Raw genomic sequence first — 25,392 nt, 5'->3', positions numbered from 1 at the left:
CTGTTTAACCAGCGCTTAGTGCTGCGACCTGCATCACCTTTCGTTTATTGCGACGTGCAGACCACATAGCCCACACGGCAACGGCGAGCAACGGCAAATTAATTTGTAATGCTGCCACAGAAAATGCGGCAGTGCCAAAGCGCACCAGATACACCAGCCAGAACAAAGCAATCACTACTGCCAGCAGTTGCTTATACAAGGGCACAATTCGCGCTTCGTCATTAAGGCGTAACGCCACACCGGCAAGCACAGCCATTGCCACCCAGAATAGCAGGGTAGGTGAGAGTGCCACCGCAAAATAGCTCACCGCACTAGCCACCAACGCTACGGGTGTACCCCACACAAATGCTGGCCAGAGCAGATTAAGTGCGTCGCGGGTCTGGCGCTTCTTGAGCCAGATATTCATGCCGGTGGCAGACACCACAGTCAGCATCATGCCCAGTATAATGTAGAGTATCTTTACGGGCATGCCGATAAAGTCACCAAAATGGATGCGGAAAACGGAATACAGGGTTTGCATGCCGCCGTCACCATCAGAGTACCCGGCTTTACCTAAATAGTTGCCGGCCGAATCATAGCGGTAGTTTTCTGAGTAAATCAGGCGCTCAGGGGTTTTCACAAAAAACTCCAGAAACTGCTGCGGTGTATGGGGTTCGTGCACCGTAAAGAACAGCAAATTGCCTTCGGTATTTACCCGGCCCTGCAGATCGCGCATGGCGGTGCCGATGTCAGGCGGGGCAATCTCTTGCACCAGCTCAGGCTCCGGCGTAAAAGCGCGGTCGTACACTGCCTGGGTATCACCATCGTAGAACGCCTGGGCAATGAGGGTTACAAACACCCCGGCCAGGCCAAAATAGGCACCGGTGATTGCTATCATAAGATCAAACGGCGTGCCCCATACACTCAGGCGATTGTGCAGATCGATGTTTTCCTTCAGCCCGTCGCCCCCATAACGAAACTTAAAGGCGTCTTTGATAATTCGGGGATGCGCCATTAAGCCCGATACAATCAACGCGCACAATAAGGCGCCACAGGCACTCACCAGGATCATGCCAAACGAATGAGGCAGGTGCAGGTACAAATGCAAATCCACCAGCATCCGCGACCAGGTAACATTTTCCTGCTCAATAAGTGTGCCCTGATCATCCACAAAGTGAGCCCGGTGATCATCCTCCATCACCAGCCGCGGGATGCCGGTACCAGGGAACACAAAATAGTAGTGATGGGTGTCATCATTGTATTGCTCTGTAAAGCTGGTATAGGCGCGCTCCACCTGTTCGATAGTGTAGCTTGTTGTTTCCGGGATGTTAGGTTGCTCCCAGCGCTCAAACTCTTTATGCAATACGGCAATGGTGCCGGATAAACAAATCAGGAACATCACCGCGCTAACAACGAGCCCCAGCCAGGTGTGAGACTGCAGCGAGCGTTTTGCCAGACTGCCTGCAGAAACCGGTTTAGCCATGAGCACCTCCAAATAACCACAAGCCAGCCACAACCGCTGCGCCTGAAGATATAGCAATATGCAGCCACTTACGCGATGACAGCCCATACCAGTAAGCCAACAGGCCCCACAACACTGGCATCACCAGCACACCAATAGCCATTTGCTTGGGCTCCGAGACAGGCAGCTGATACACCACGGCGATCATAATGAGCGCACAGATAAACAGCTGCCCGGGTAAGACGTACAGAATATGCCCGGTTTGCAGGGCAATCTGGCGCGGGGCAAGTCGCCATTGATGCGCCGGCTTAATACGCGCTGTAGATTGACGTTGGGGGTTGGCTTCAACCGCGATAGCGGCCCACACGGTCAGCGCAGGCAAGCACAAGCCAATGGTCAGGCCATATTCCACGCCGAGGACCAAATACCAACAATACACACTGCCAGCCGCGGCTAACCAGCCCAACCAGGCATACACCGCTGAACTGTTACGCCAGCTAAGGTAGATACCACCGGCCGCCACGGTTGACCCAACCAAAGCCAGAAAACTTTCTAAAATCATAAACCTTACTTATTATTTTCAGCTGATGCAGCGTTTAGCACGTTAGTGCCTGATTAACCGCTATTACACCGTTTGATTTTGTCAGGCAGAGGCCTGACCCTAAAACGCAAATAAGAATAATTTACATTTACAAAAAGATCAATCTGCACAAAGCGATCTGTTTCAGGCTTACTGTCATATCAATTTGTAACGGAACTCCACCATATTAAGGAAACACCATGACATCCCCTTACGCTTCTAAAACCAGTGTTAGTCAGCTGTTACTGGCTTATGTCACGATGCTGCTGGTGTTTGGCGTGCTCGATGGTGTGTGGCTGGGCGTGGTGGCAAATCAATGGTATTTCGGCAGTCTTTCCGGCTTGTTGCGCGACCCTTTTATCACCTGGCCCTGGCTGGTGTTTTATATTGGCTATTGCGCGGCGGGTTTATATCTGGCGGTGCTCCCGGCCAGACAAAACCTGGCCAAAGCGTTTCTCAATGGTGCTGTAGTGGGTGCCACGGCTTATGGTGCCTATAACCTTACCAATTATTCCATCGTCGCCGACTGGCCGTTACCCATCACCCTGATAGACTGGACCTGGGGCACTGTCGCTACCGCCTTAGTCAGCACCAGCGGCGCACTGGCTATAAAACTTAAGGATTAGCCGCAAGCAGGGTCTGTCACGCTATAACTGCCTGAAATCGTGATACACTACGCAGGTATTTCATTAAACAGGACACCCAATTCATGACTTGGATGCGTCAGGCTTTGCTTAACGTGTTTCGTCTACCGGTTAAGTGGCTGGTGAAAACCAACAGTATTCCTTCTGATGTTGAGAGTGAACTCGGCATCGATAAATCACGCCCCATTATTTATTTGCTGCCATCCGATTCGGTCACCGATCAGCTGGCACTGCAAATGTCCGCGCAGAAGATGGGTCTGCCTGACCCCGTTGAACCGGTGACGCTGGCAAATAAAAGCTATCCGGGCAGCCTGTTCCTGCGTCGTACTGAAGCACTGCTGCGCAAACGCAATCAAAACACTGATTTTGAGCCGGTTTTTACCGACTTGTTTCATTTGCACCGCGATCACAGCGACCTCGACGTTCAGGTGGTGCCGGTATTTATCACCTGGGGCAGAGCACCAGGCAAAGGCAAACCGGGGCTGGCGGATTTACTCACCCTGTCAGCCGCGCCAAGTTGGTTACGCAAATTCTTTATCGTGTTGTTTTTGGGTCGCGACACCTTTATCAGTTACAGTCAGGCGGTGTCATCACGGGCAATGGCCGATCAGCACAGTACCGATGAAAAGCTGGCCCATAAGCTTTCACGTGTAGCAAGCACTCACTTTCATCGTAAACGCCAGGCCATGACAGGCCCAACCCTGCTGGAACGTCAGGAGCTGAACAATGCAGTGCTCGGCTCCGAAATGGTTCGCAATGCCATTGGCGAAGAGATGCGCGCTAAAAAGCTCAGTGCCGACGAGGCACGCCAGGTCGCTGCAGGCTACCTGACTGAAATTGCCGCAGATTATCGGGAAGGGCTGATCCGCTTTGGTGATCGCCTGTTAACCCGTATCTGGAACAAAATTTATAACGGTATCAGTGTTGGTCACGCCAACCGTATTCGTGAACTGGCCAATAATGGCCACGAAATCATCTACGTGCCCTGCCATCGTAGTCATATGGACTACCTGTTGCTGACCTACGTGATATACCATGAAGGCCTGGTCACACCGCATATCGCGGCAGGTATTAACCTTAACTTCTGGCCGGTAGGCGGTATTTTCCGGCGCGGCGGGGCGTTTTTCCTGCGCCGCAGCTTTGCCGGTAACAAGCTCTACACCGCCGTATTCCGCGAGTATCTGGAATTACTGTTTAAAAAAGGCTACGCGGTTAAGTATTACCCGGAAGGCGGCCGCAGCCGCACCGGACGCCTGATCCCACCGAAAACCGGCATGCTGGCCATGACCATTCAGGCCGCGGTTAAAGGCGTCAACCGTCCAATCAGTCTGGTACCTGTGTACATTGGCTATGAAAACGTCATGGAAGTGAAGAGCTACCTGAGCGAGCTGAAGGGCGGCGCGAAAAAGAAAGAGTCCAACTGGCAGGTATTTTCAGCCATTAAAAAACTCAAGAATTACGGTCATGGCTTTGTGAATTTCGGCGAGCCACTGCCGCTTAATCAATTTCTCGACAATAAAGCCCCTGATTGGCGTCAAAGTCAGACCTTAAACCCCGAGAAAAAACCCGCCTGGTTAACCCCCACGGTTAATGGCCTGGCCAATGAGTTAATGACCCGGGTAAATAGTGCGGCTGCGATTAATGGTATGGCGCTTACCGCGTTGTGCCTGCTGGCGTCAAAAACCCAGACCATGAGTAAAACGGAGCTGGCCCAGGCGATGCGCGATTATCTCGCCCTGTTTGAGCTGGCCCCGTACAGCGCTAATGCCACTTTGCCCAAAGATGATGCCGACGCCCTGCTCGATCACACTTTATCGTTAAAACGGTTGCAGGTAAGCGAAGATAATTACGGCACACTGATTAGCCCGATGCCGGATAATGCGGTGTTTTTAACCTACTACCGGAATAATATTATTCACCTGTTCGCCCTGCCGGGCATTGTTATGACGGCCATTTTTGCCCATGGCAAACTGGAGAAAAACACCATTCTGCAGCTAATTGCGGCGCTCTACCCGCTGCTGCAGCGTGAATTATTCCTGCACCTTTCGCAGGATGAAGCGCTGGCCTACACCGCGCAGCTGATTGATGCTTTCAAACAAACCGGCATGTTGCAGCAAAAAGGGCGTTATCTGGCGTTGCCGGAAGCCGACAGCGAACAATTCCATTCAAGCTGGTTGCTGAGTCGCTGCATGCAGGAAACCCTGCAGCGTTACGCAGTAGTGCTGACCATTCTTAAACGCGACAAATCGATTAGCCGTAATGCCCTGGAGCGGGAAAGCAAAACCGTGGCCGAGCGTTTATCCAAACTTTACGGCATGCACTCGCCGGAGTTTTACGATAAAAATGTGCTGTCGAGCTTTATCAGCGCCTTACGGGATAATCACTGGCTGGATGCAGACGAAGACGGCAGCCTGAAGTATTCCGAGGAAGCCTCGGCCCTGCGTAAAGATATCATGGCGTTAGTCTGGCCGGAGATAGTGCAGCATTTACAACAGGATATTCTTCAGGCCGACAGGGAAGCAGGCACCGATGAAAAAGTTTGATCTTGAATTACTCAGTGAACTAAGAACCCGGGCAGAAGCCAGCCCGCGCCGTCGCGCTCACCATAATGTGCATGACGACTACCAGCAGCCGGTACAGCGCCTGTTTGTGTGTATGCTGCCAGACTCTTATGTCAGGCCTCATCGCCATAGCCAACCACATAAATGGGAGTTTTTTATGGTGGTAGACGGCTGTCTGGAGCTGCTGTTTTTTGACGATCACGGCGTGCTCACCGAGCGCGTTGCTCTGGGCCCTGGCAGTGATTGCCTGGGAGTGGAAATCCCGCCTAACACCTGGCATGCCACCGTGTGTAATCAGCCGGTTACTTTTGTTGAGGTAAAACAAGGCCCCTACGAAGTGACTGACGATAAAGACTTTGCCGACTGGGCGCCGGCCGAGGGCGACGACGCTGTTGCGGCTTTTCTGGCCAGTATGAAAATACTGCGGCCGGGGAACGTCTTGAGCTGAGGTTAATCAGTTGAAGGAGAAGGCAATGCAATCCTGGATCAGCGTAATACTGCTCGGGCTAATGATAGCCATATCACCGGTTCAGGCCAGCGCGGCCGATTATCCTGGCATCATTCGCATCGCTGAACTGGACATTGACCCGCAGCACCTGGATGAATACCTGGCCCTGTTAACCGAAGAAGCCGAGGCTTCGGTACGGCTTGAACCCGGCGTCATCGCTATATTTCCTATGGTACAGGAACAAAACCCCACCGCCGTGCGGATCCTGGAGATATACGCCAGTCAGCAGGCTTATGAGTCACACCTTCAAACTGGCCATTTTTTAAAGTATAAAAAGGCCACGTTACACATGGTAAAAGCGTTGCGGCTGATTGATATGCAGGCCATCGATGCTCGCACCATGTCAATACTGTTTAGCAAAATGGCAACGCCACCGCCAATGTTAATGTGCCCAGCTCACGGCGATCAAGAAAATGCTCAGCCTTCAGGGCATCCAGCGTTTCCAGCACCAACGGCGAGTCAGTGGGTACTGCGCTGCCCAGCATATATCGCTCGTAATGACTGTATACCCAGTATACCTTGCCGGGTGTCATCAGTTTGTAGACCAGAAATGTGTCGCGCAGCTCGGTAGTGTCGTAACCTTTTACCTCGCGCTGCCCTACTGCATACCTGACTTCATATTCAGTTTTGTTAGACATATAAGTCCTTAAATCAATTCGTTGCTATCGGGCCAGGAACCCGCCATCGACGGCGAGTACAAGCCCATTAATGTAGTTACTGGCGGCGCTGGCCAAAAAGACGGCCGCACCCTGTAAGTCTGAGGTTTCGCCCCAGCGCGCGGCTGGGATACGTTTGAGAATTTCACTGCTGCGCTCAGGATCGTCCTGCAATGCTTGAGTGTTGTCGGTGCGGATATAACCCGGCGCGATAGCATTGACCTGCACATTGTGCTGCCCACACTCGTTGGCAAGAGCCTTGGTTAAACCCGCTACCGCATGCTTACTGGCGGTATACGCTGGCACCGTGATGCCACCGCTGTAGCTGAGCATAGACGCAATATTAATAATTTTGCCCTGCTGACGTGCCACCATGTCTTTTCCGATTTGCTGACACAAAATAAAAGTGGCATCGAGGTTTACCTGCAACGAGTGCTGCCACTGTTCCAGTGGAAACTCTACCGCCGGACTGCGATAAATAGTGCCGCCATTGTTCACCAGCACATTCACCTCGCCGTATACGCCTTTGGCTTTTTCAGCCAGCGCCTGCACGGCCGTAACGTCTGACAAATCAGCAAACAGTTCTGTGGCCTCACCACCTGCATCGGTAATTTTGCTGACGGTGTCTGCACAACCGCCTTCACGACTACTGGCACAAATGACTTTCGCACCGGCACCCGCAAACCCTGTAGCCAGCGCCTGACCAATGCCACGACTGGCACCGGTTACTAAAGCAACCTTGTTGGTTAATCCAAAATCAGGGGAGGTCATATACCCGTTCTCCTGTCAGCTAACGTTCGCAAATGAGCCTATAGTGTGGTTGGCAGGCCTGAATTGAAGCAAGTAATCCATGGCGAAAGCGCCAAATACCGCAGGTTTGTTTCACATGTGAAACTCATTGAAAGGAAGCGATTGTACCCGCCGGTGAAAGTGAAGAATTTAGCGTAGTGATAGCGAAGGAATTGCCCAATGGTGCTAACAAGCGGCCATCACAGCCGACGGGCATATTTACAAATCCCGGCAGCCTTCCAGTGCGCTGTTAGCCTGGCTTTGGTTAGATCAATCGCCGAGTAGTTTCTGACGAATGTCCATCCACGCTTTACCAATATGATTCAGGCCGCGCTGATCGCGACCAATGCCCCAGAAATAATCATATTGTGAGGTTTCAATAATCAATCTGTCTTCGGTTGCAAACAGTGCTTCGCGGACTTCGTCATACATTTGTACTTTGGTGTACAAAGCGCGTTTCATCAGGATCGGCGCAGTGACTTTAAAGTCCGCGATTTTGCCACGAAACCAGGCCTGACCATAGGCATTGGCTTTCTCACCGCTCGGCAGCGCAACCACTTTACTGGCATGCCGGGCGCTGCGTAAGGTTTTGGCCTGAACATAATGTTCGCAGGTCAGCCAGTTCTGCTCATCCAGAAAAATGGGATGTGCCGAACACGTAGAAAGTGGGTTTGCACTATCGAACCGGGAAAACTGATACGCTTTCTCAATAACCAGGTTAGCAGTGAACACAATAATTCCTCAGGCAAAATGTAATCGTCAGGCAGTATATAGCGTTCTGAAGCCGTTGTAATTTTGTAATGAGTATGACCTAGCTTGCCGACTGCGGTTGCGGCGTGCCCTCTGCATCATACTCAACGGGGGCAAAGTGATACCAGCCTGCGTAGCTATATAGCAGGGCAATGCCGAGTACCAGCCAGTGGTACCACAAAAACGGCAGGTAATTCAGCGTGCTTACCCCCAGCGTAGTCGCCATAAAGATACCGCCGTCGGTCCAGGGGATCATTGGAGTAGTTACCGTTCCGCCGGATTCAACGTTGCGGGAAAGTACCCGTTTATCAATGCCCATCTGTTCATAGTTACGGGATGTTATGGTGCTGGCGGTCATTATCGATACATAGGCCGCGCCGCCGAGCGCATTACCTAAGATACCGCTAAGCATAGTGGAAAGCCCTAGGCGGCCGGTAGTGGTGGCCCAGTGTTGCAGGACATTACATACCGCCGTAAGCACACCAATAGACTCCATCAGTCCGCCCAGTCCCAGCGCCAGAATAACCAGCAGGATCACCGACAACATCGACGTAATACCGCCCCGATTGAGCAGGATTTGCAGGAACTCAACGTCGGTATCAATAAAATTGCCGTTATACAGACTGTCGAAAGCGCTCACCAAAGAGGCCTGTTCAAACAGCATTGCCCAGAGCACACCTAGCAATGCCCCTAGCCAGATAACCGGAAACGAGGGCAGGCGCATCATCAGTAAACCAATGACAATCAGCGCCGGTAACAACATATACCAGCCAATAGTGTAATGAACGGCAATGGCATCCATTACCTGCTGGGCGGTACCGGTACCACCATCATGATCAAACCCCAGGCCGACCAACAAAAATGCAATACAGGCAATGATGCAGGCAGGCACACTGACATACAGCATGGATTTAATGTGCGCAATAAGGTTTACCTGACACATGGAGGCGGTCATGACCGTGGTATCAGAAAGCGGCGAAAGCTTATCGCCAACGTAAGCCCCCGAAATGGCAGCACCGGCCACCAGCGCCGGAGGTAAATCAAAGCCAGCACCTATGCCCATCATGGCAATCCCCGCCGTGCCAGCCGTACCGAACGACGTACCGGTTGCCAGTGAGGTGATGGCACAAATAATAAACGCAGCAGGCAGAAACAGCGCCGGATCCATTACCGACAGACCCAGATAAATAATATTGGGCACAATTCCGCCAGCCATCCAGCTACCGATAAGTGCACCCACAGCGATCAAAATCATAATCGCATCCATGCCCTGAGTAACGCCTGCAATCACCCCTTTTTGCAAATGATGATAGTGATAACCAAGGTATTTCCCAAAGCCCATCACCACAAACCAGCAGCCAATAAAGGCCAGTTGAATGGGTAGGCCAAGTTGATGTACCGCCACAAAGATAATGGCCAGCAGCAGAAGGGTGAGAATGAGAATTTCGGTCAGTGAGGGCAATCGCGTTTTGTGCATGAAGATCCCGTGGCTGTGCTGCCATAACGCCGCGATAACGGTAGTTACTACGCCTGAATATTATTCTGTATACTTTTTATCCCACATAAGATTATGCATGTAAAGGAGATCGTCGAGAGACTATAAAAAATGGCGGGGGAAACTTCCCGCCATAGCTTAAAGGGCAAGCAAGGATTGGGATAACACAATTAAATCGGATAACAACTATCAGTCAGACTGATTAAGAAACGCCAGCACCTGTTGATGGTTGTGCTGTTGGGCGGCCGATAATGCGGCCTTTCTTTCGTGCGCCTTCAGCGCCATATCATTACCGGTGTAGCGAAAGTATCGGAGCATGGCAACGTCACCCTGCCTGGCCGCATCCTGATACAGTTGCGAGCGGGTTTTACTGGTCATAACCACCGATAAGCACAGTGGAATACAACATAACGTGGCAGTGAGTAATAAAAGTAACATCGCCGCCTCCTGTTAAGCCTCAGGAGACTGTTCTGTTTCCACGTTTTTGCATAGCTGATCGCCATAATAGTTATCGCGAAAATTACAGTCCCGTTGGGATTGCTCAGCATGGGTGGTGGGCTTGCGGTTTAGAAGGTGATTAATAATTTGCTGCATCAGACTTTCCTCAACATTTGTTCTGAGAGCAAAGTATGGCTGCCGACCAGAAAGATTTAAAACAATTAAAACTGATTAGTTTAATTTGTTTTTGTGATTACCTGGAAAGACGCTTCAATAATTCCTGATATGCCGCTGTATCCTGACTTTTCAGTTTAGCCAGATCGGCCTCTATGCTATCAACCAGCGTTTTATTTTTTAAATCTTCGATTTCCTTAGCCATGGCTCTTAGCGATTCCACCGCTGCTCCGGGCTCGCCATCGGCAAGTTCCAGTACAGCATTGGTGAGTTTGCCCAGTTGCTTACCATAGCTGGCCACTTTCGTGATCACCTGCTTCTCAAGGGCCGCATTACCAGCGATATTGAATTCATACTGAGGGGAAAACCAACTTGTCACCGGCGAAATATCTTTTACATCACCGCTTAACGGCATATTCCAGGCAAAGGGCGGAAAGGAAAAAGGGTTAAACATGTCACACTCCTTATGAACACTGATTGATATTAGTATAGAGTGGCGAGTCTAAATTGGCCAATTTTCAACCAGCCTGATTTCATCAGGCAAAAAAATACCCGGCTGATGCCGGGTACTTAAGATTATCTCGGAATTACTTGGGCTCTGATAAAAAGAACCGGTAAGCCGGGTTATCTGTGACATCCTGACAGGTATAGTTGAGCGCAGTAACGTGCTCATCAAAGGCTTTGCGGCTTTCTGGCGGAATATCAAACCCGGCCAGCACCAGGCCTTCTGCCGCCCCGTGGTTACGATAATGGAACAAGGTAATGTTCCAGCGTTCACCCAGGGTGTTGAGGAAGTTAAGCAAAGCGCCCGGGTATTCAGGAAACTCAAAGCTGAATACCACTTCGTTAAGAATAGTTGGCGGACGACCACCCACCATATGGCGCACGTGCAGTTTGGCTAATTCGTTATCAGAGAGATCAAAGCAATCGTAGCCTTTGTCACCCAGTTCAGCAGTGAGGGCTTCAAATTCGGCCTTGCCGCCCCGCAGTTTAATGCCAACAAAAATATGCGCTTCGGTCTGCGACGCATAGCGGTAATTAAACTCGGTGATGGTGCGGCCACCCAAACATTCACAAAACTGCTTAAAGGCACCCTGGCGCTCAGGGATCTTAACCGCGAATACCGCCTCTTTTTGCTCACCTAACTCACAACGTTCAGACACATATCGCAGAGTATGGAAATTGGTGTTTGAGCCACACAATATGCCACCCAGCTTTTTGCCCTGAATGTCGTTTTGCTTCACATACTTGCGAATCGCTGCTACCGACATCGCACCAGCCGGTTCAGCAATCACGCGGGTATCGTCGAAGATGTCTTTAATGGCACCGCAGATCTCATCGTTGGTGACCGTCATGATCTCATCGACGTACTGATTACACAGGCGGAAGGTCTCACTGCCCATCAGTTTAACGGCCACGCCATCAGCAAAGATGCCCACTGAGCTCAAGCTGGTTGGTTCACCGGCGTCTTTAGCTGCCTTAAAACAGGCGGATTCTTCCGACTCTACGGCAATAATTTTGATCTCAGGTTTTAACTGCTTAAGGTATACCGAGATACCCGCCGCTAAACCACCGCCGCCCACAGCAATAAACAGCATGTCGAGGTTTGGGTTTTGTTCCAGCAATTCGCGGGCAATAGTGCCCTGACCGGCAATCACATCCGGATCGTCAAAAGGTGGGATCAGCGTGTAGCCATGTTCAGCGCTTAACGCCCGGGCATGGGCACTGGCCGTATCAAAGTTGGTGCCGTGCAGCACAACGTTAGCGTGCTGGCCGCCAAAACGGCGTACCGCTTCAATTTTAATGTCCGGCGTGGTTTCCGGCATCACGATAGTGGCGTTAATGCCTTTCATATTGGCACTGTAAGCCACGCCCTGAGCATGGTTACCCGCCGAGGCAGCAATAACCCCGGCATCTAATTGCTCAGGCGACAGGCTGGCGATGCGATTATAGGCACCGCGCAGTTTAAACGACTTAACCGGTTGCTGGTCTTCACGCTTTAAGAAAACGTCGTTGCCCAGCTCGGCGGTTAAGCGCGATAACAATACCAAATCGCTGTTAACCGCCACGTCATAAACCGGCGCTAACAGGATTTTTTTCAGGTATTCGTGATCGGTAACGGTCATAGATCTTCCAGTTTGGATGGGTCTCTTACTGCGCCTTTATCGGCGCTGGTGGCCAGCATGGCAAAGGTTTTCAGTGACAGCGACACTTCACGCTGGCGGCTAACCGGGCGCCATGGGCGCTCGCTGGCCTCCATCGCGGCGCGACGGGCCTGTAATTCTGCATCGGTAATGGCAATATTAATCGACCGGTTGGGAATATCGATCTCAATGGTATCGCCTTCCTGCACTAAACCAATACCACCGCCACTGGCAGCTTCTGGCGAACAGTGACCAATCGATAAGCCCGATGTACCACCTGAGAAGCGGCCATCGGTGATCAACGCACAATCTTTACCTAAACCTTTAGACTTCAGATAGGAAGTAGGATAGAGCATTTCCTGCATACCCGGGCCGCCTTTCGGGCCTTCATAGCGGATAATGACGGCATCTCCGGCAACCACCTGATCGTTCAGTATAGCGGCAACGGCTTCGTCCTGGCTTTCATAAATACGCGCGCGGCCGGTAAATGTCAGGATGGATTCATCCACCCCGGCGGTTTTTACAATACAACCGTTCTCTGCCAGGTTACCAAACAGTACGGCCAAACCACCTTCCTGACTGTAAGCATGCTCTAAGTCACGGATACAGCCTTTTTCACGGTCGGCATCGGCTTCGTCCCAACGACAGTCCTGACTAAACGCTTTAGTGGTGCGAATACCCGCCGGGCCTGCCCGATAAAAAGTTGTGGCATCGGCATTATCCGGATTGGTGATATCCCACTCGGCAATGACCTCTTCGATAGGCTTACCCAGCACATGAGCACAATCACCATGCAGCAAACCGCCTTTGTTTAATTCGTTGAGAATGCCTAATACACCACCGGCGCGGTGCACATCTTCCATATGGTATTGCGGCGTAGAGGGTGCCACTTTACAAAGATGCGGCACTTTGCGCGACAAGCGGTCGATATCAGCCATGGTAAATGGCACTTCGCCTTCCATTGCCGCGGCCAGTAAATGCAGAATAGTATTGGTAGAACCGCCCATGGCGATATCCAGACTCATGGCATTTTCAAAAGCGTTAAAATTGGCAATATTACGTGGTAGCGCTGAGGCATCATCGTTTTTATACCAACGCTCACACAACTCAACCACCAGTTCACCGGCGCGCTTAAACAAGCCTTCACGATCGGCGTGAGTAGCCAGCATAGAGCCATTACCCGGTAGTGATAAACCCAGCGCTTCGGTTAAGCAGTTCATGGAGTTAGCGGTAAACATACCAGAGCAGGAACCGCAGGTCGGGCACGCTGAACGTTCAATCTCATTAGTATCATCGTCGGAGACTTTATCGTCTGCAGCAGCCACCATGGCATCCACCAAATCGAGCTTGATGATTTGATCAGACAGCTTGGTTTTACCCGCTTCCATCGGTCCGCCAGAAACAAACACTACCGGAATATTAAGACGCATTGACGCCATCAGCATTCCCGGGGTGATCTTGTCACAGTTAGAGATACACACTATGGCATCGGCGCAGTGCGCGTTAACCATATACTCAACTGAGTCGGCGATAATCTCACGGGACGGCAGGCTGTACAGCATGCCGCTGTGCCCCATAGCAATACCGTCGTCTACCGCGATAGTATTGAATTCTTTTGCCACACCACCTGAAGCCTCAACACTTCGAGCCACCAGCTGGCCCATGTCTTTTAAATGAACGTGGCCTGGCACGAACTGGGTAAAGGAGTTGGCAATGGCAATAATAGGCTTACCAAAATCACCGTCTTTCATACCGGTGGCCCGCCATAAAGCGCGCGCTCCGGCCATGTTGCGTCCCTGTGTTGTGGTTGCAGATCTTAACTTAGGCATAAAAAACTCTCGTCCCGTGGGGGTATATCTTATTTATAAACCGGGGTTAACCAGTTCCATTTATCTTCGGTTTTACCGTTAAACAAGCCGAAGAACATGTCTTGAATTTCTTTGGTGATCGGGCCACGACCGCCTTTACCAACGGTAATGCCGTCAACGCTGTTTACCGGCGTTACTTCGGCAGCGGTGCCGCACATCAGGATCTCGTCGGCCAGATACATGGCTTCGCGCGGAATGTTCTCTTCGCGGATTTCATAACCCAGTTCTTTGGCCAGCGTCATGACCGTGTCGCGGGTAATACCCGGCAGGATTGCCGCGGTTTTAGGCGTAGTGCTGATAACGCCATCGCGGATCACGAAGATGTTTTCGCCAGCGCCTTCACTGATGTAACCGTTACGGTCCAGCGCAATTCCTTCACCGTAGCCGTGGCGACGGGCTTCCATTGAGATAAGCTGTGAAGACAGGTAGTTACCACCCGCTTTCGCGCCAGTCGGCATAGTGTTAGCCGCCAGACGGTTCCATGAAGAAATACCGGCATCAACACCGTTTTTCAGCGCTTCTTCTCCTAAATAAGCGCCCCATTCAAAGGCCGCAATCGATACCTCAGCTTCCGCATCCAAAGGTACTTTAATGCCCATACCAATATCACCAAAGAAAGCAATCGGACGGATGTAAGCGGATTTAAGCTCATTTTTAACGATGATATCGATTAGCGCCTGATTTAATTCATCCATCGTGTATGGAATGTTCATGCGATAGATTTTGGCTGAGTCGAACAAGCGACGGGTGTGTTCCTGTAAACGGAAGACACAGGTACCCTGATCCGGTGTGTTGTAAGCACGCACACCTTCAAAGACCGATGAACCGTAGTGAATAGCGTGAGTCATTACATGAACGGTAGCCTCTTTCCAGGGGATAATGTTACCGTTAAACCAGATATAATCAGCAAGTTGCTTAGCCATGACGTTTCCTTAAGAACAAGCGGGTTTCAGATAACCCTAAAGAGTAGCCAGTTGCTAACTGACCACCATAATTAATACCGCGTCAAATGATACATGACGCGGGCTTGCGACCCAATGCACAGCGGCATTTTTCGCAGATAAACAGTGTAAACTCGTGCAATTAAGGTGCGCGTAAAGCGCTTCGGCACTCGCGGTGCAATTTGCACGGAATAATAAACACCGTTATCGCCGATAGTTTATTGGCAGACAATAACGAGATACAGACACAGATTCGGAAGTTTTTGGTTGGCTTTTGAAAGGAAAATTAACGCCTGGCTATAACGTTGACCTTTCAGGGGCGTAGAAATACCACGGATCCCGGGGCCTGATCAAGGGCAGGGCATAAAAATTAACCTTTTGACCGACCAAACCCGCCATTCTTTCGACGAATCTGCACCAAGGCTCAGTGTTCTTGAGTACCCATCCTCACTAAACTGCTCTTTAAAACGCCCCAACAGTGCAGAACATCATGGGAATGGGAATTGTATATACCCGCGGTGCCGCCGGGATCAGCGCACCAAAAGTAAAGGTGGAAGTGCACTTATCCAACGGTCTGCCTTCCTTTAAGTTAGTCGGCCTGGCCGAAACCGCCGTGCAGGAAGCCAAAGAGCGCGTACGCAGCGCTTTAATAAACAGCGGGTTTGAATATCCGGCCCGGCGCATCACGGTAAACCTGGCACCGGCTGATATCCCCAAAAGCGGTGGACGCTACGACTTAGCCATCGCGCTGGGGATCCTGATAGCCATGGGGTTAATTGAACAATCACCGGTTAATAGTACCGAAGTGGCCGGAGAGCTGAGCTTAAATGGCGATATTCGCCCGGTACCCGGCTTGCTGCCGGTGGCTATGCGCTGTGCAGAAGATAACCATACCCTGGTACTTCCGGCAGGTAACGAAGCAGAAATTCAGTTGGTGGATAACCTGGAATATCTGCTGCCAGCCACACTGCTGAATACTTTTCTGCACTTTACGCGGCAACAACCTCTTCAACTAAAGCACACCAGCAACGAGGTGTGTCTGGCGCCACCGAGTCCGCGTTGGGATGACATCATCGGTCAGCAACAGGCGAAACGAGCCCTGTGTATTGCCGCAGCGGGATCGCATAATCTATTAATGGTAGGACCTGCAGGGACCGGAAAAAGCCTGCTCGCCAGCCGCCTGGTGAGTTTGTTACCGCAACTTGATCATCAGCAGGCGCTGGCTACTGCCGCGCTCTATTCGGTTAAGGGTGAACAGCGTGACACCGAAGACTGGTTAACACCGCCGTTTCGGTCTCCTCATCATACCTCCTCAGCCATTGCCCTGACGGGCGGTGGTGCGCACCCGCAACCAGGCGAAGTGTCTCTGGCCCATAATGGGGTATTGTTTTTAGATGAGCTGCCTGAGTTTGGTCGCCAGGCGCTCGATGTACTGCGTGAACCACTGGAGACTGGCGATATTTGCCTTTCCCGCGCTTCAGGTCAGGCAAAGTATCCAGCCCGATTTCAATTATTGGCGGCAATGAACCCGAGCCCGACCGGCGATATAGATGACGGCCGCAGCACCACTCAACAGATCCAGCGCTATTTAAGTAAGCTTTCCGGGCCGCTACTCGACCGTATTGATATTCAAATAGAAGTGCGTCGGCCGGGCTCCTACGCGTTTGCACCGCCAGTGTCGGGTGAAGATTCTGCGGTAACGGCCAGGCAACAGGTGATGGCGGCCCACCAAATTCAGCAGCAGCGTCAGGGCAAGAGCAATGCTGCACTAAGCGTGGCAGAGCTCAGTACCTATTGCGCCATGCCGGCAGAAACTGAGGACTTTCTGCAGCGTGCTGCCACCAAATTAAAGCTGTCTATGCGGGTGTTTCATCGCACTATTAAGGTCGCCCGAACTATCGCAGACCTTGAGAACCAGTCGCAAATTAACATCGACCATATTGGCGAGGCATTAGGTTACCGGGCACTGGATAATCTAATTCGTCAGTTTAACTCAAGCTGAAACAGCGCGTTGATTAATGGCTCGTGACGGCGTTCCTGTAAACAGGCCAGGCCTAACTCATAGGAGCCGATATCATCTACCTGGATGCGGGTAACGCTGGATGACATGCTGGAATGGTCGAGCACTACCTGCGGCACAAAGCCAATCCCACAGCCTAACGCCACCATAGACACAATGGCTTCGTTCCCCCCTACCGAGGCATACACATTAGGCCGGATGCCGTGTTCGGCAAACCAATGATAAACAATTCGGCGGCTTGGCCCCTGTTCGGGCAGTATCACCTGATTAACCCGCCAGTCCACCTGCGCCAACTGGGTTAAACGCCGTTCGCGGGGGGCAATTAGAACCAGCGGAACAAAGTCTAATCCGGAAAAACACAGGTCGGTTGGAAACTCCGGGGAGTGAATAGCAATAGCCACATCCGATTTTTTATGCTTTACATGTTCAATTGCCAGCCCCGGATCGCCGGTCACCAAACGGATATCTACGCCGGGATAACGCTGGCGGAAACGAGACAGTACAGATGGCAGGTGGCTCTGGCTGGCTGTTACAGAACAATACAGGCTCAACTCACCCTGCAGGGCCTTGCCATCGTCGCGTAGCTCTTGCCGGACCTGCTGCCATTCACCAAGCACTTGTTCACTAAAATTCAACAACTTATGACCACCATGGGTGAGCGCTACAGAGCGATTATCCCGTTTAAATAACACGCATCCACACTCTTCTTCGAGGCGCTGGATCACCCGGCTTAAGGTGGACGGCGACACAAACATAGCATCGGCCGTGTCACCAAAATGTAAGCTTTTTGCGAGATGATTAAATAGCTGTAGACTGCGAAAATCCATGGTGATTTCACTTTTTGCAACACTGTTTTGCAAATATATCATTTTTCAAAACGAAAGGGGTAGCGTATCTTTGCTACAAGTCGTCAATGACGAGGTCATCCCAGCTGAGTAAAGCAAAGGGATAACGACAAAAGAAGTTCGGAATTATTTTTTTTATGGCTAATTATTTCAACACTCTGTCTCTACGCCAGCAGCTGGACCAGTTAGGTCGCTGTCGCTTTATGAATCGCGACGAATTTGCTGATGGTTGTGAGTTTCTTAAAGGTAAAAAGATTGTCATCGTTGGCTGCGGTGCACAAGGCCTGAACCAGGGACTCAACATGCGTGATTCAGGGCTGGACGTTGCTTATGCACTGCGTCAGGCTGCGATTGATGAGAAACGTGACTCATTCCAACGCGCCTCTGACAACGGTTTTAAAGTAGGTACCTATCAGGATCTGATCCCAACTGCGGATGTGGTTTACAACCTGACTCCTGATAAGCAGCACGCCAGTGTAGTAGAAGCGGTTATGCCTTTAATGAAAGAAGGTGCAACCTTAGGTTACTCACACGGCTTCAACATTGTTGAAGAAGGTCAGCAAATTCGTAGCGACATCACTGTTGTTATGTGTGCGCCTAAGTGCCCGGGTACAGAAGTACGTGAAGAATACAAGCGTGGCTTTGGTGTTCCAACACTGATTGCTGTTCACCCGGAGAACGATCCGAAAGGTGAAGGCTGGCCAATCGCTAAAGCACTGGCAAGCGCCACTGGTGGTGACCGTGCTGGTGTTCTGGAGTCGTCTTTTGTTGCAGAAGTGAAGTCAGATCTCATGGGTGAGCAAACAATCCTGTGTGGTATGCAACAAACTGCGGCGATTCTGGCATACGAAAAAATGACTGCTGACGGCATCGATGCCGGCTATGCGGCAGCCTTAATCCAGTATGGTTTAGAAGCCATTACTGAAGCGCTGAAAATCGGCGGCGTAACCAACATGATGGATCGCCTGTCTAACCCAGCGAAATTAAAAGCTTATGATTTGTCAGAAGAACTGACTTCTTTGATGCGCCCACTGTTTGAAAAACACCAGGACGACATCATCAGCGGCGAATTCTCCCGCACCATGATGGCTGACTGGGCAAACAACGACGCAAACCTGCTGAAATGGCGTGAAGAAACCGGCCAAAGCGGTTTTGAAAATGCCCCGGTTTACGACGGCAACATCTCAGAGCAGGAATTCTTCGACAACGGTATCTTGCTGGTAGCAATGATTAAAGCCGGTGTAGAGATGGCCTTCGACGTAATGGTTGAAGCGGGCATCCTGCCAGAGTCGGCTTACTACGAATCACTGCACGAAACGCCACTGATTTCGAACACTATTTCGCGTAAGCGTCTGTACGAAATGAACGTGGTTATTTCTGACACAGCAGAATACGGTAACTATTTATTTGCGAACGCAGCAGTACCATTACTGCGCGAAAAGTTCATGCCTAACATCGATACGTCAGTAATCGGTAAAGGTCTGAACGTAACGTCTAACCAGGTAGACAACAAGCGTCTTACCGAGGTTAACGAAGCGATTCGCAACACTGGCGTTGAAGCCATTGGTAAAGAATTACGCGGTTACATGACGGATATGAAAGCCATCATCGAAGCGTAGACAGTTTCTGTCGTTAGGTGCTTAACCAAGCCCTTTTGCCCGACCAGTTTGGTCGGGCTTTTTTATGCCCGTAAGAAAGCATATAGATAGTCCCTCAGCTTTACAGGTTTTACTGCTCAGGGCTGGCTTTTGAGAATGTGTTACCAACTGCATACAGATCGCTTTACACCAACTGGCAACGCGATCGCTATGCTATTGATAATCCATAACATAATAGTTGGCACAATGCTTGTAGTAGCTACTGGTTATCTGAAAAGAGTAACCATAATAATTAATGTTATCCTGAGGGGAGAATTTCATGCAGTCAGGCATTTCCAGATTTACGCAAATTGGCGACTGGATCTTCGAAGTTAAAATGGTCAGGGCTCTGCGAGTCGAAAATTACGGTGAACCCTATGATGCAGTGGCGACACTGACCGCTAACGGGGAAAGCATGTATATCGATACGCAGCTCACCCGCCAGCACAATGAGTTAAGTCGGGAAGACTGTATGGCATTTTACGAATTTGCCAAACAGCTGGAAATGAAACAGCTGCAATACGACAAATTACGTAACGGTGAACGCCATTCACGCAATGTAGAAATCGTTGAAAACCAGCGCCCTCGGGCAGTGGTTCAACTGGTAAACGGCAATCGCTTTCGCTAAGAAAGCGATTCTGCCGGTTTATCCGGCCTTTGCAGGCTCATTCGGATAATAATAAAAGCCAGGCTAAAGAACACCACAAAGCCTGCGCCAATGGGGAACAGGTCTACCGTGAGATAAGAATCCACCGTGGTAGCAACCAGCACGGCTATAATACTCGATAGTGAGCCAATAATGGCTGCGCCCAGCCCGGCCATATCGCCTAACGGGTGCATAGCCATGGCATTGAGGTTACCAAACAACAAACCCACAAAGAAAAAGCCGATAAACAACGAACCAATGGTCACCACCAGTGGCGGTAGGCCATCAAACAGTTCGATGATGCCAAGAAAAATAACCGCAAACACTACTGACCCAATCAGCGCCACCTGAGTAACCCGGTACATCCCCAGCCGCATCACAATTTTACTGTTGATAAAAGACGCCAGGCCAATCGAGAACGCCAGGGTAGCGAAGATATAAGAGAACATTTCGCCCACACCATAGAAGCCCTGGAAGATGGTCTGCGACGCGCTTAAATAAGCCAGAAAGCCGCCAAAAACACAGCCCATCGCAAGCGTCGGGCCAATCACTGGCTTATGGGTAAGTATAAACCGCGATGAGCGCAAAAACTGTGCCCACGAAAAAGGCTTGCGCCGGTCAGCAGGCAGCGTTTCAGGTTGTCTAATCCAGAACCAGGTGCCGGTAAGCACGGCCACCAGCAGAAACAGGGTAAAAATATGCAACCAGGAAGCAATATTCAGCACCCACTGACCCACCATGGGAGCCAGCATGGGAACCAGGATAAACACCATCATAATAAACGACATAACCCTCGCCATAGCCTCACCGGCAAACTGGTCGCGGATCACGGCGGTGGAGGCTATGCGCGGGCCTGATACCCCAAAGGCCTGAATCACCCGGCCTATCAGCATAGTTTGCATATCATCGGCCAGCATACACACCACAGTGCCAAGGGCAAAGATAACCAGCCCCAGAATAATAGCCTCGCGGCGTCCACGGGTGTCGCAATAGGGGCCAAAAAATAACTGGCCGACAGCCATGCCACCGAAAAACAAAGACACAATCAGGTGACTTTCGTGAATATCCTTCGCGCCCATCGCCGTGCCGATAGCATCCAGCGCGGGTAGCATGGCATCAATACTCAGCGCCACCAACGACGTCATTAACGCCATCAGCGCAATAAACTCCGGCAAGCCAAGAGCGGGTTTCACATGAGTACTTTTCTGCGTCATAAAAAAGGATGTTCCGGTTAAAAGGTATTACAGGCGGGATAAACCAGCCTCAAAGAAGAAAACGAATTCAGCCGGTGAGTATACCGGAAGATTGTGACAACGGTGCTCGGATAAGGATGAATTAACGGTAAAATGCTGTGGAAAATTTAGCCGGGTAGCTGTCAGAGATGATGAAGCACTGGAAACTTCATTGATTTGCACACCGGATAGCGCACAAACGGCTAACCGGCATAACGCAGTCATCTGGTAGCAGATAAACCAGAGTCGACGACAGGCAAAACCTGCTTAACAGTCTTTGTCTTCCAGATCCATTTTCTCTTTTGCGTCTTCGCAGGCATCCTCAAGTGCATTACCTGCGTCGTCGGCCATTTCTTCAGCCTTATCGGCGGCATCTTCGGCCATGTCCTTGGCTTTGTCAGCTGCATCAGAGGCGGCATCCTTAGCATCGTCCATAGCCTGGCTGGCAGCATTTTTAAAGTCACTCAAAGAGTCTTCAGCCTGTTCTTGCTTTTCTTCGCTACAAGCGGTTAATACCAGCGAAAATAAGCCAATAAAAACCAGAGTCAGAATGTGTTTGGTTGTTTTCATGTTGAGCGCCCTTTTTTAATGATGTCTGAACAATAATGCTTTAACGACTTTGTTTAAAAATACCACATAAATACCGGCAATCATGATGAATTTACCCAAACGATTCATAAGGCGCGATGCGCCCTGAAATTTGATAACCGTTGCCAGTAGGGTAAGACCCAGTAAGATGACAATAAACATTAGCCATTCCTTTTTAAAATACTGCACCGCTTGTGCGGCTTAACAACATGGTATAGCGAATACCTTGCCAGTTTTTAAATAGCTATATTTAACAACAACTTAGTGTTGAATGGGTAAGAGCGCAGAGGGTTAGCCTGGTAAAAGTGTCTGCTCAAACAGACACCTTTACACAGTTTTCAGAGCCTGGAGGATCAGGCTTTTTGTTGGTCGGGGTGCAGGGATTTACCCAGAATATGGTTGTCTCGGTCGATTACGGTTGAGGCCCTGCCCACAATCAGAGGATCCGGCGCTTTGGCAATACGGCGGTCTTTATTCGGGTAAGGCATGGCATGCAGAAAATACTGCATACAATTAAGCCTGGCGCGCTTTTTATCGTCCGACTTAATCACTACCCAGGGCGCATCGTTGGTATCGGTGTAGAAGAACATCGCCTCTTTTGCCTCGGTGTAGTCATCCCATTTCTGTTGCGCCAGCTTATCAATGGGGCTTAACTTCCATTGCTTGAGCGGATCGGTTTCCCGTTTCTGGAAGCGGCGGGTTTGCTCTTCCTGAGTAACCGAAAACCAGAACTTGAAAACCCGAATGCCGCTGTTTACCAGCATGCGCTCCAGCTCCGGGGTCTGGCGCATAAACTCCAGGTACTCATTGGGCTCACAAAAACCCATCACCCGCTCTACGCCGGCGCGGTTGTACCAGGAGCGGTCGAATAAGACAATTTCGCCCGCGGTGGGCAGGTGCTTAATGTAGCGCTGAAAATACCATTGGCCTTTTTCTTCTTCCGACGGTTTTTCCAGTGCCACCACTCTGGCACCACGAGGGTTGAGATGTTCCATAAAGCGCTTAATGGTGCCGCCTTTACCTGCCGCATCGCGCCCTTCAAACAGCATGACCACCCGTTCACCGCTCTCTTTAACCCACTTCTGGACCTTGAGCAGCTCCACCTGCAGCTGATGCTTATGCTGTTCGTAGAACTGGCGCGTTACCTTGCGCTTGTAAGGGTATTCGCCAGAGCGGAAAGACTCAGCAATATACTGCTCGTCATGGCGCATTTCCGACAGTGAATGCGGATGCTCGTGAGCGTCTTCTGGTGTAGGTACAGCGGTAAGTTTTTGGCTATCGGTCACGTTCAATTCTCCTTCGTTACGGAGTTATTGTACGCCGATTAGCCACAACAAGGGGGCTAATCACCGCTTAATCGAAGCTCGGCTGATCTGGATCAACCGGTTAATTCAGCACCTGTCCGGGCGCGTTTAGAGCAGCTCACCCGGACAGGGTATTACAAACTGTTGGTTATAGGTATTCGGCGAGGAATTTATCCATTTCTTTGAAGAGCTTAATCCTGTTCGACTGGATTTCCAGGTGATGGTTACCCAGAGGCAGCTCAACATAGCGGTATTCCTTGTCCTCATCATCAAGCTCATCGGCCATCAGACGACTCTGCTCTACATGGACCACCCGGTCTTCTTCACCGTGGACCAGCAAAATAGGCGTTTTGATATTTTCCACATAGTTAATGGGTGAGCGTCTGTCACGATCATCACCGTCTTCACCGATCTGCTTTTTAACTAACTTCGAACCTAAAAAGCCCCGTGCGCGCCGAACGATGCGATCCAAATCACTCACCCCGGCAAAGCTCACCGCACATTTATACACTTCAGGACTCTTTACGGTTGCAGCTAACGCGGCAAACCCACCATAACTGGCGCCTACGATACAAATTTTGTTTTTATCCGCATGACCCTGGTCAATCATCCATTGGGTACCGTCCACCACATCATCCTGCATGGCCATGCCCCAGTTTTGCATTTGTGATTCACTAAACGAATAACCATAGCCGGAAGAACCACGGAAGTTGGGTCGCAGCACTGCATAACCACGAGTGGTAAAGTAAGCTGTCCAGTAATCAAAACCGCTGTATTCACGAACACCCGGCCCACCATGAGGAAAGATTACCGTTGGATAGGGCGCTTCGCCGATTTTTGGTAACGTTAGATAGCCTTCAATCTCTGTTTTATCACGGGCCGTGAACGTAATCCGCTCGTGGTCACTCAGCGCTTCGGTATTGATATCCGGGTATTGAGCAAACAGAAGGTCAATCGTCACCTCTTTGCGATTACCAATGTAGTAGCGGCCAGGTTGCGTATCGCTCTCGGAATAAAGCAGGTAGATTTGTTCGTCCTGGCTAAACGCCCTCAACGAGTTATGACTATCCTTGAATAATTTATCGAGTCCTTTCTGCAGCGGCGTATAACGATCGTTCCAATAGAAGCGGCCGCCTGGCGCCTGTGGGTGATAAACACCAATGGCATCATTCGTAGCCGGGGAGTAGATGAGGCCGCCATCCACATCATAGTTATTATCAGAGAATACCAGGGTTTCTTCGCGTGTGGTTAAATCGAGTTTATATAGCGCCTTATATTCACCGAGATATTTATTGATATACAGAATATTCGGATCGGCGGCAAAGCCCGAAATGTAAACCGGTTTATCGTTAGATACATTGTAGGCATACAGCTCTTCGTAGTTATCGTCTTCATCGCGGAGGAAGATCTCGCGGTCGCCGGTTTCATAATTCAGTGAAATACCAATTCGCACATTCCCCTGACGGTCGGTTACCCAGTCGCGAATACGTTTTTTGCCTTTAATTAACCGATTGATCGAACGGTTCTTTAGATTGACCTTAAAAACCGATTTTTCGAAAGGCCGGGAAATATCAATAGCCATCAGGATATGGTCCGGGTCATCAGGCAGATAATCGATGACATCATCCTGAAACTGCGGCACATAACCTACATCGTTCTGATAACGTTGAATATGCCGCCAGTCGATAACCATTTCAGGGTCGCCCCCTTGCTGATTATATTTCATCAGATACAAACGGGTGCGGAAAAACTTTTTGCCTGCCCGGCTTACTTCGTACCGTGCGCTTACTAACAGATCTTCATTATTTGCCCAGCGATACCAGTTAATTTTAACTTTCTTGTTATCAGCTTTAAGCAGGTAGAACGCATCTCCGGTTGAAAGGTCCAGCGTCATCAATACAGCCAGATCGCCGTCGGCAGAATTTCGCTCCATAGCGAAACGCTGTCCGTCTGGTGACATCGATACGCCATAAAACTGCGGCAGACGGCTAAAAACTTCGACAGGTTGCGGTTCTGCGGCCTGAGCAGCAGGCAGCAGTACAACCCAACTGAACAGCAGCACTGCCAGTGGTTTTTTCAGGCAAGACATCCAACGTTCCTTGTTTATTTATAATAAAATTTTGCGCTTAAT

At 50.4% G+C, this 25,392-nt stretch carries 24 protein-coding genes; 7 read left to right on the top strand and 17 right to left on the bottom strand.

Going from position 1 to position 25,392, the window contains the following annotated elements:
• Positions 1-4 precede the first annotated feature (4 nt).
• Both C6Y40_RS13345 and C6Y40_RS13340 read right to left on the bottom strand, forming a co-directional pair.
• Complete coding sequence (locus C6Y40_RS13345; protein ID WP_105935009.1) at positions 5-1,462, bottom strand: PepSY-associated TM helix domain-containing protein; 1,458 nt, start codon at positions 1,460-1,462, stop codon at positions 5-7.
• Entirely contained in the window at positions 1,455-2,003 is a 549-nt protein-coding gene (locus C6Y40_RS13340; RefSeq protein ID WP_105935008.1) for a hypothetical protein, read from the bottom strand. Before C6Y40_RS13340 ends, C6Y40_RS13345 begins: the two co-directional genes overlap by 8 nt.
• 218 nt (positions 2,004-2,221) lie before the next feature.
• Between C6Y40_RS13340 and C6Y40_RS13335 the strand changes: the two genes are divergently transcribed.
• The 4 genes from C6Y40_RS13335 (at position 2,222) to C6Y40_RS25480 (ending at position 6,305) form a co-directional block, all read left to right on the top strand.
• On the top strand, positions 2,222-2,647 hold the full coding sequence (locus C6Y40_RS13335; protein WP_105935007.1) for a DUF2177 family protein: 426 nt from the start codon (positions 2,222-2,224) through the stop codon (positions 2,645-2,647).
• 83 nt (positions 2,648-2,730) lie between these two features.
• A complete protein-coding gene (gene plsB / locus C6Y40_RS13330; protein WP_105935006.1) occupies positions 2,731-5,208 on the top strand; it encodes a glycerol-3-phosphate 1-O-acyltransferase PlsB in 2,478 nt (825 codons plus the stop codon).
• On the top strand, positions 5,195-5,674 hold the full coding sequence (locus C6Y40_RS13325; protein ID WP_105935005.1) for a WbuC family cupin fold metalloprotein: 480 nt from the start codon (positions 5,195-5,197) through the stop codon (positions 5,672-5,674). The genes plsB and C6Y40_RS13325 overlap by 14 nt, the downstream gene beginning before the upstream one ends.
• 25 nt (positions 5,675-5,699) lie before the next feature.
• A complete protein-coding gene (locus tag C6Y40_RS25480; protein WP_105935004.1) occupies positions 5,700-6,305 on the top strand; it encodes a putative quinol monooxygenase in 606 nt (201 codons plus the stop codon).
• 91 nt (positions 6,306-6,396) lie between these two features.
• Here the strand turns inward: C6Y40_RS25480 and C6Y40_RS13315 are convergent, their stop codons facing one another.
• From C6Y40_RS13315 to C6Y40_RS13280, 9 genes are all read right to left on the bottom strand, one after another.
• Positions 6,397-7,161, bottom strand: coding sequence for an SDR family NAD(P)-dependent oxidoreductase (locus C6Y40_RS13315; RefSeq protein ID WP_105935003.1), 765 nt, complete (start codon positions 7,159-7,161; stop codon positions 6,397-6,399).
• A gap of 288 nt (positions 7,162-7,449) precedes the next feature.
• Positions 7,450-7,911 carry an NADAR family protein gene (locus C6Y40_RS13310; RefSeq protein WP_105935002.1) on the bottom strand — a complete coding sequence of 154 codons (462 nt, stop codon included), beginning with the start codon at positions 7,909-7,911 and terminating at the stop codon, positions 7,450-7,452.
• 79 nt (positions 7,912-7,990) lie between these two features.
• On the bottom strand, positions 7,991-9,406 hold the full coding sequence (nhaC, locus tag C6Y40_RS13305; RefSeq protein ID WP_105935001.1) for a Na+/H+ antiporter NhaC: 1,416 nt from the start codon (positions 9,404-9,406) through the stop codon (positions 7,991-7,993).
• A 207-nt stretch (positions 9,407-9,613) separates the two neighbouring features.
• Positions 9,614-9,862 (bottom strand): hypothetical protein, encoded by a 249-nt coding sequence (locus tag C6Y40_RS13300; protein WP_105935000.1) that lies wholly within the window; start codon positions 9,860-9,862, stop codon positions 9,614-9,616.
• A 12-nt stretch (positions 9,863-9,874) separates the two neighbouring features.
• On the bottom strand, positions 9,875-10,018 hold the full coding sequence (locus tag C6Y40_RS24775; RefSeq protein WP_170308485.1) for a hypothetical protein: 144 nt from the start codon (positions 10,016-10,018) through the stop codon (positions 9,875-9,877).
• A gap of 97 nt (positions 10,019-10,115) precedes the next feature.
• Positions 10,116-10,490, bottom strand: a complete 375-nt coding sequence (locus C6Y40_RS13295; RefSeq protein ID WP_105934999.1) for a hypothetical protein — start codon at positions 10,488-10,490, stop codon at positions 10,116-10,118.
• Between the two features lie 133 nt (positions 10,491-10,623).
• Positions 10,624-12,162, bottom strand: a complete 1,539-nt coding sequence (gene ilvA / locus C6Y40_RS13290) for a threonine ammonia-lyase, biosynthetic (protein WP_105934998.1) — start codon at positions 12,160-12,162, stop codon at positions 10,624-10,626.
• Positions 12,159-14,009 (bottom strand): dihydroxy-acid dehydratase, encoded by a 1,851-nt coding sequence (ilvD, locus tag C6Y40_RS13285; protein WP_105934997.1) that lies wholly within the window; start codon positions 14,007-14,009, stop codon positions 12,159-12,161. Before ilvD ends, ilvA begins: the two co-directional genes overlap by 4 nt.
• 29 nt (positions 14,010-14,038) lie before the next feature.
• Positions 14,039-14,971, bottom strand: coding sequence for a branched-chain amino acid transaminase (locus C6Y40_RS13280; protein ID WP_105934996.1), 933 nt, complete (start codon positions 14,969-14,971; stop codon positions 14,039-14,041).
• Between the two features lie 508 nt (positions 14,972-15,479).
• Between C6Y40_RS13280 and C6Y40_RS13275 the strand changes: the two genes are divergently transcribed.
• Entirely contained in the window at positions 15,480-16,991 is a 1,512-nt protein-coding gene (locus C6Y40_RS13275; RefSeq protein WP_105934995.1) for a YifB family Mg chelatase-like AAA ATPase, read from the top strand.
• Here C6Y40_RS13275 and ilvY read toward each other — a convergent pair.
• Positions 16,973-17,836, bottom strand: a complete 864-nt coding sequence (gene ilvY, locus C6Y40_RS13270; RefSeq protein WP_105935034.1) for an HTH-type transcriptional activator IlvY — start codon at positions 17,834-17,836, stop codon at positions 16,973-16,975. The two genes, C6Y40_RS13275 and ilvY, sit on opposite strands and share 19 nt — an antisense overlap.
• 155 nt (positions 17,837-17,991) lie before the next feature.
• On the opposite strand from ilvY, the gene ilvC reads away from it, so the two are divergent.
• Positions 17,992-19,473 (top strand): ketol-acid reductoisomerase, encoded by a 1,482-nt coding sequence (gene ilvC / locus C6Y40_RS13265; RefSeq protein WP_105934994.1) that lies wholly within the window; start codon positions 17,992-17,994, stop codon positions 19,471-19,473.
• A gap of 298 nt (positions 19,474-19,771) precedes the next feature.
• Entirely contained in the window at positions 19,772-20,119 is a 348-nt protein-coding gene (locus tag C6Y40_RS13260) for a hypothetical protein (RefSeq protein ID WP_105934993.1), read from the top strand.
• On the opposite strand, the gene C6Y40_RS13255 is transcribed toward C6Y40_RS13260, so the two are convergent.
• The 5 genes from C6Y40_RS13255 to C6Y40_RS13240 form a co-directional block, all read right to left on the bottom strand.
• Entirely contained in the window at positions 20,116-21,351 is a 1,236-nt protein-coding gene (locus C6Y40_RS13255) for a multidrug effflux MFS transporter (RefSeq protein WP_105934992.1), read from the bottom strand. The genes C6Y40_RS13260 and C6Y40_RS13255 overlap by 4 nt on opposite strands.
• A gap of 285 nt (positions 21,352-21,636) precedes the next feature.
• Positions 21,637-21,939: a hypothetical protein gene (locus C6Y40_RS13250; RefSeq protein ID WP_105934991.1), complete on the bottom strand. Its 303-nt coding sequence runs from the start codon at positions 21,937-21,939 to the stop codon at positions 21,637-21,639.
• A 15-nt stretch (positions 21,940-21,954) separates the two neighbouring features.
• Positions 21,955-22,119 (bottom strand): hypothetical protein, encoded by a 165-nt coding sequence (locus tag C6Y40_RS24770; RefSeq protein WP_170308484.1) that lies wholly within the window; start codon positions 22,117-22,119, stop codon positions 21,955-21,957.
• 191 nt (positions 22,120-22,310) lie between these two features.
• Positions 22,311-23,243, bottom strand: a complete 933-nt coding sequence (ppk2, locus tag C6Y40_RS13245) for a polyphosphate kinase 2 (protein WP_240621959.1) — start codon at positions 23,241-23,243, stop codon at positions 22,311-22,313.
• Between the two features lie 166 nt (positions 23,244-23,409).
• A complete protein-coding gene (locus C6Y40_RS13240; protein WP_105934990.1) occupies positions 23,410-25,350 on the bottom strand; it encodes an alpha/beta hydrolase family protein in 1,941 nt (646 codons plus the stop codon).
• Positions 25,351-25,392 lie beyond the last annotated feature (42 nt).

Origin of the sequence: Marisediminitalea alba (assembly GCF_002993365.1) — a bacterium.
Classification (GTDB): domain Bacteria; phylum Pseudomonadota; class Gammaproteobacteria; order Enterobacterales; family Alteromonadaceae; genus Alteromonas; species Alteromonas alba.
This window is presented reverse-complemented; position numbering and strand designations above follow the sequence as displayed.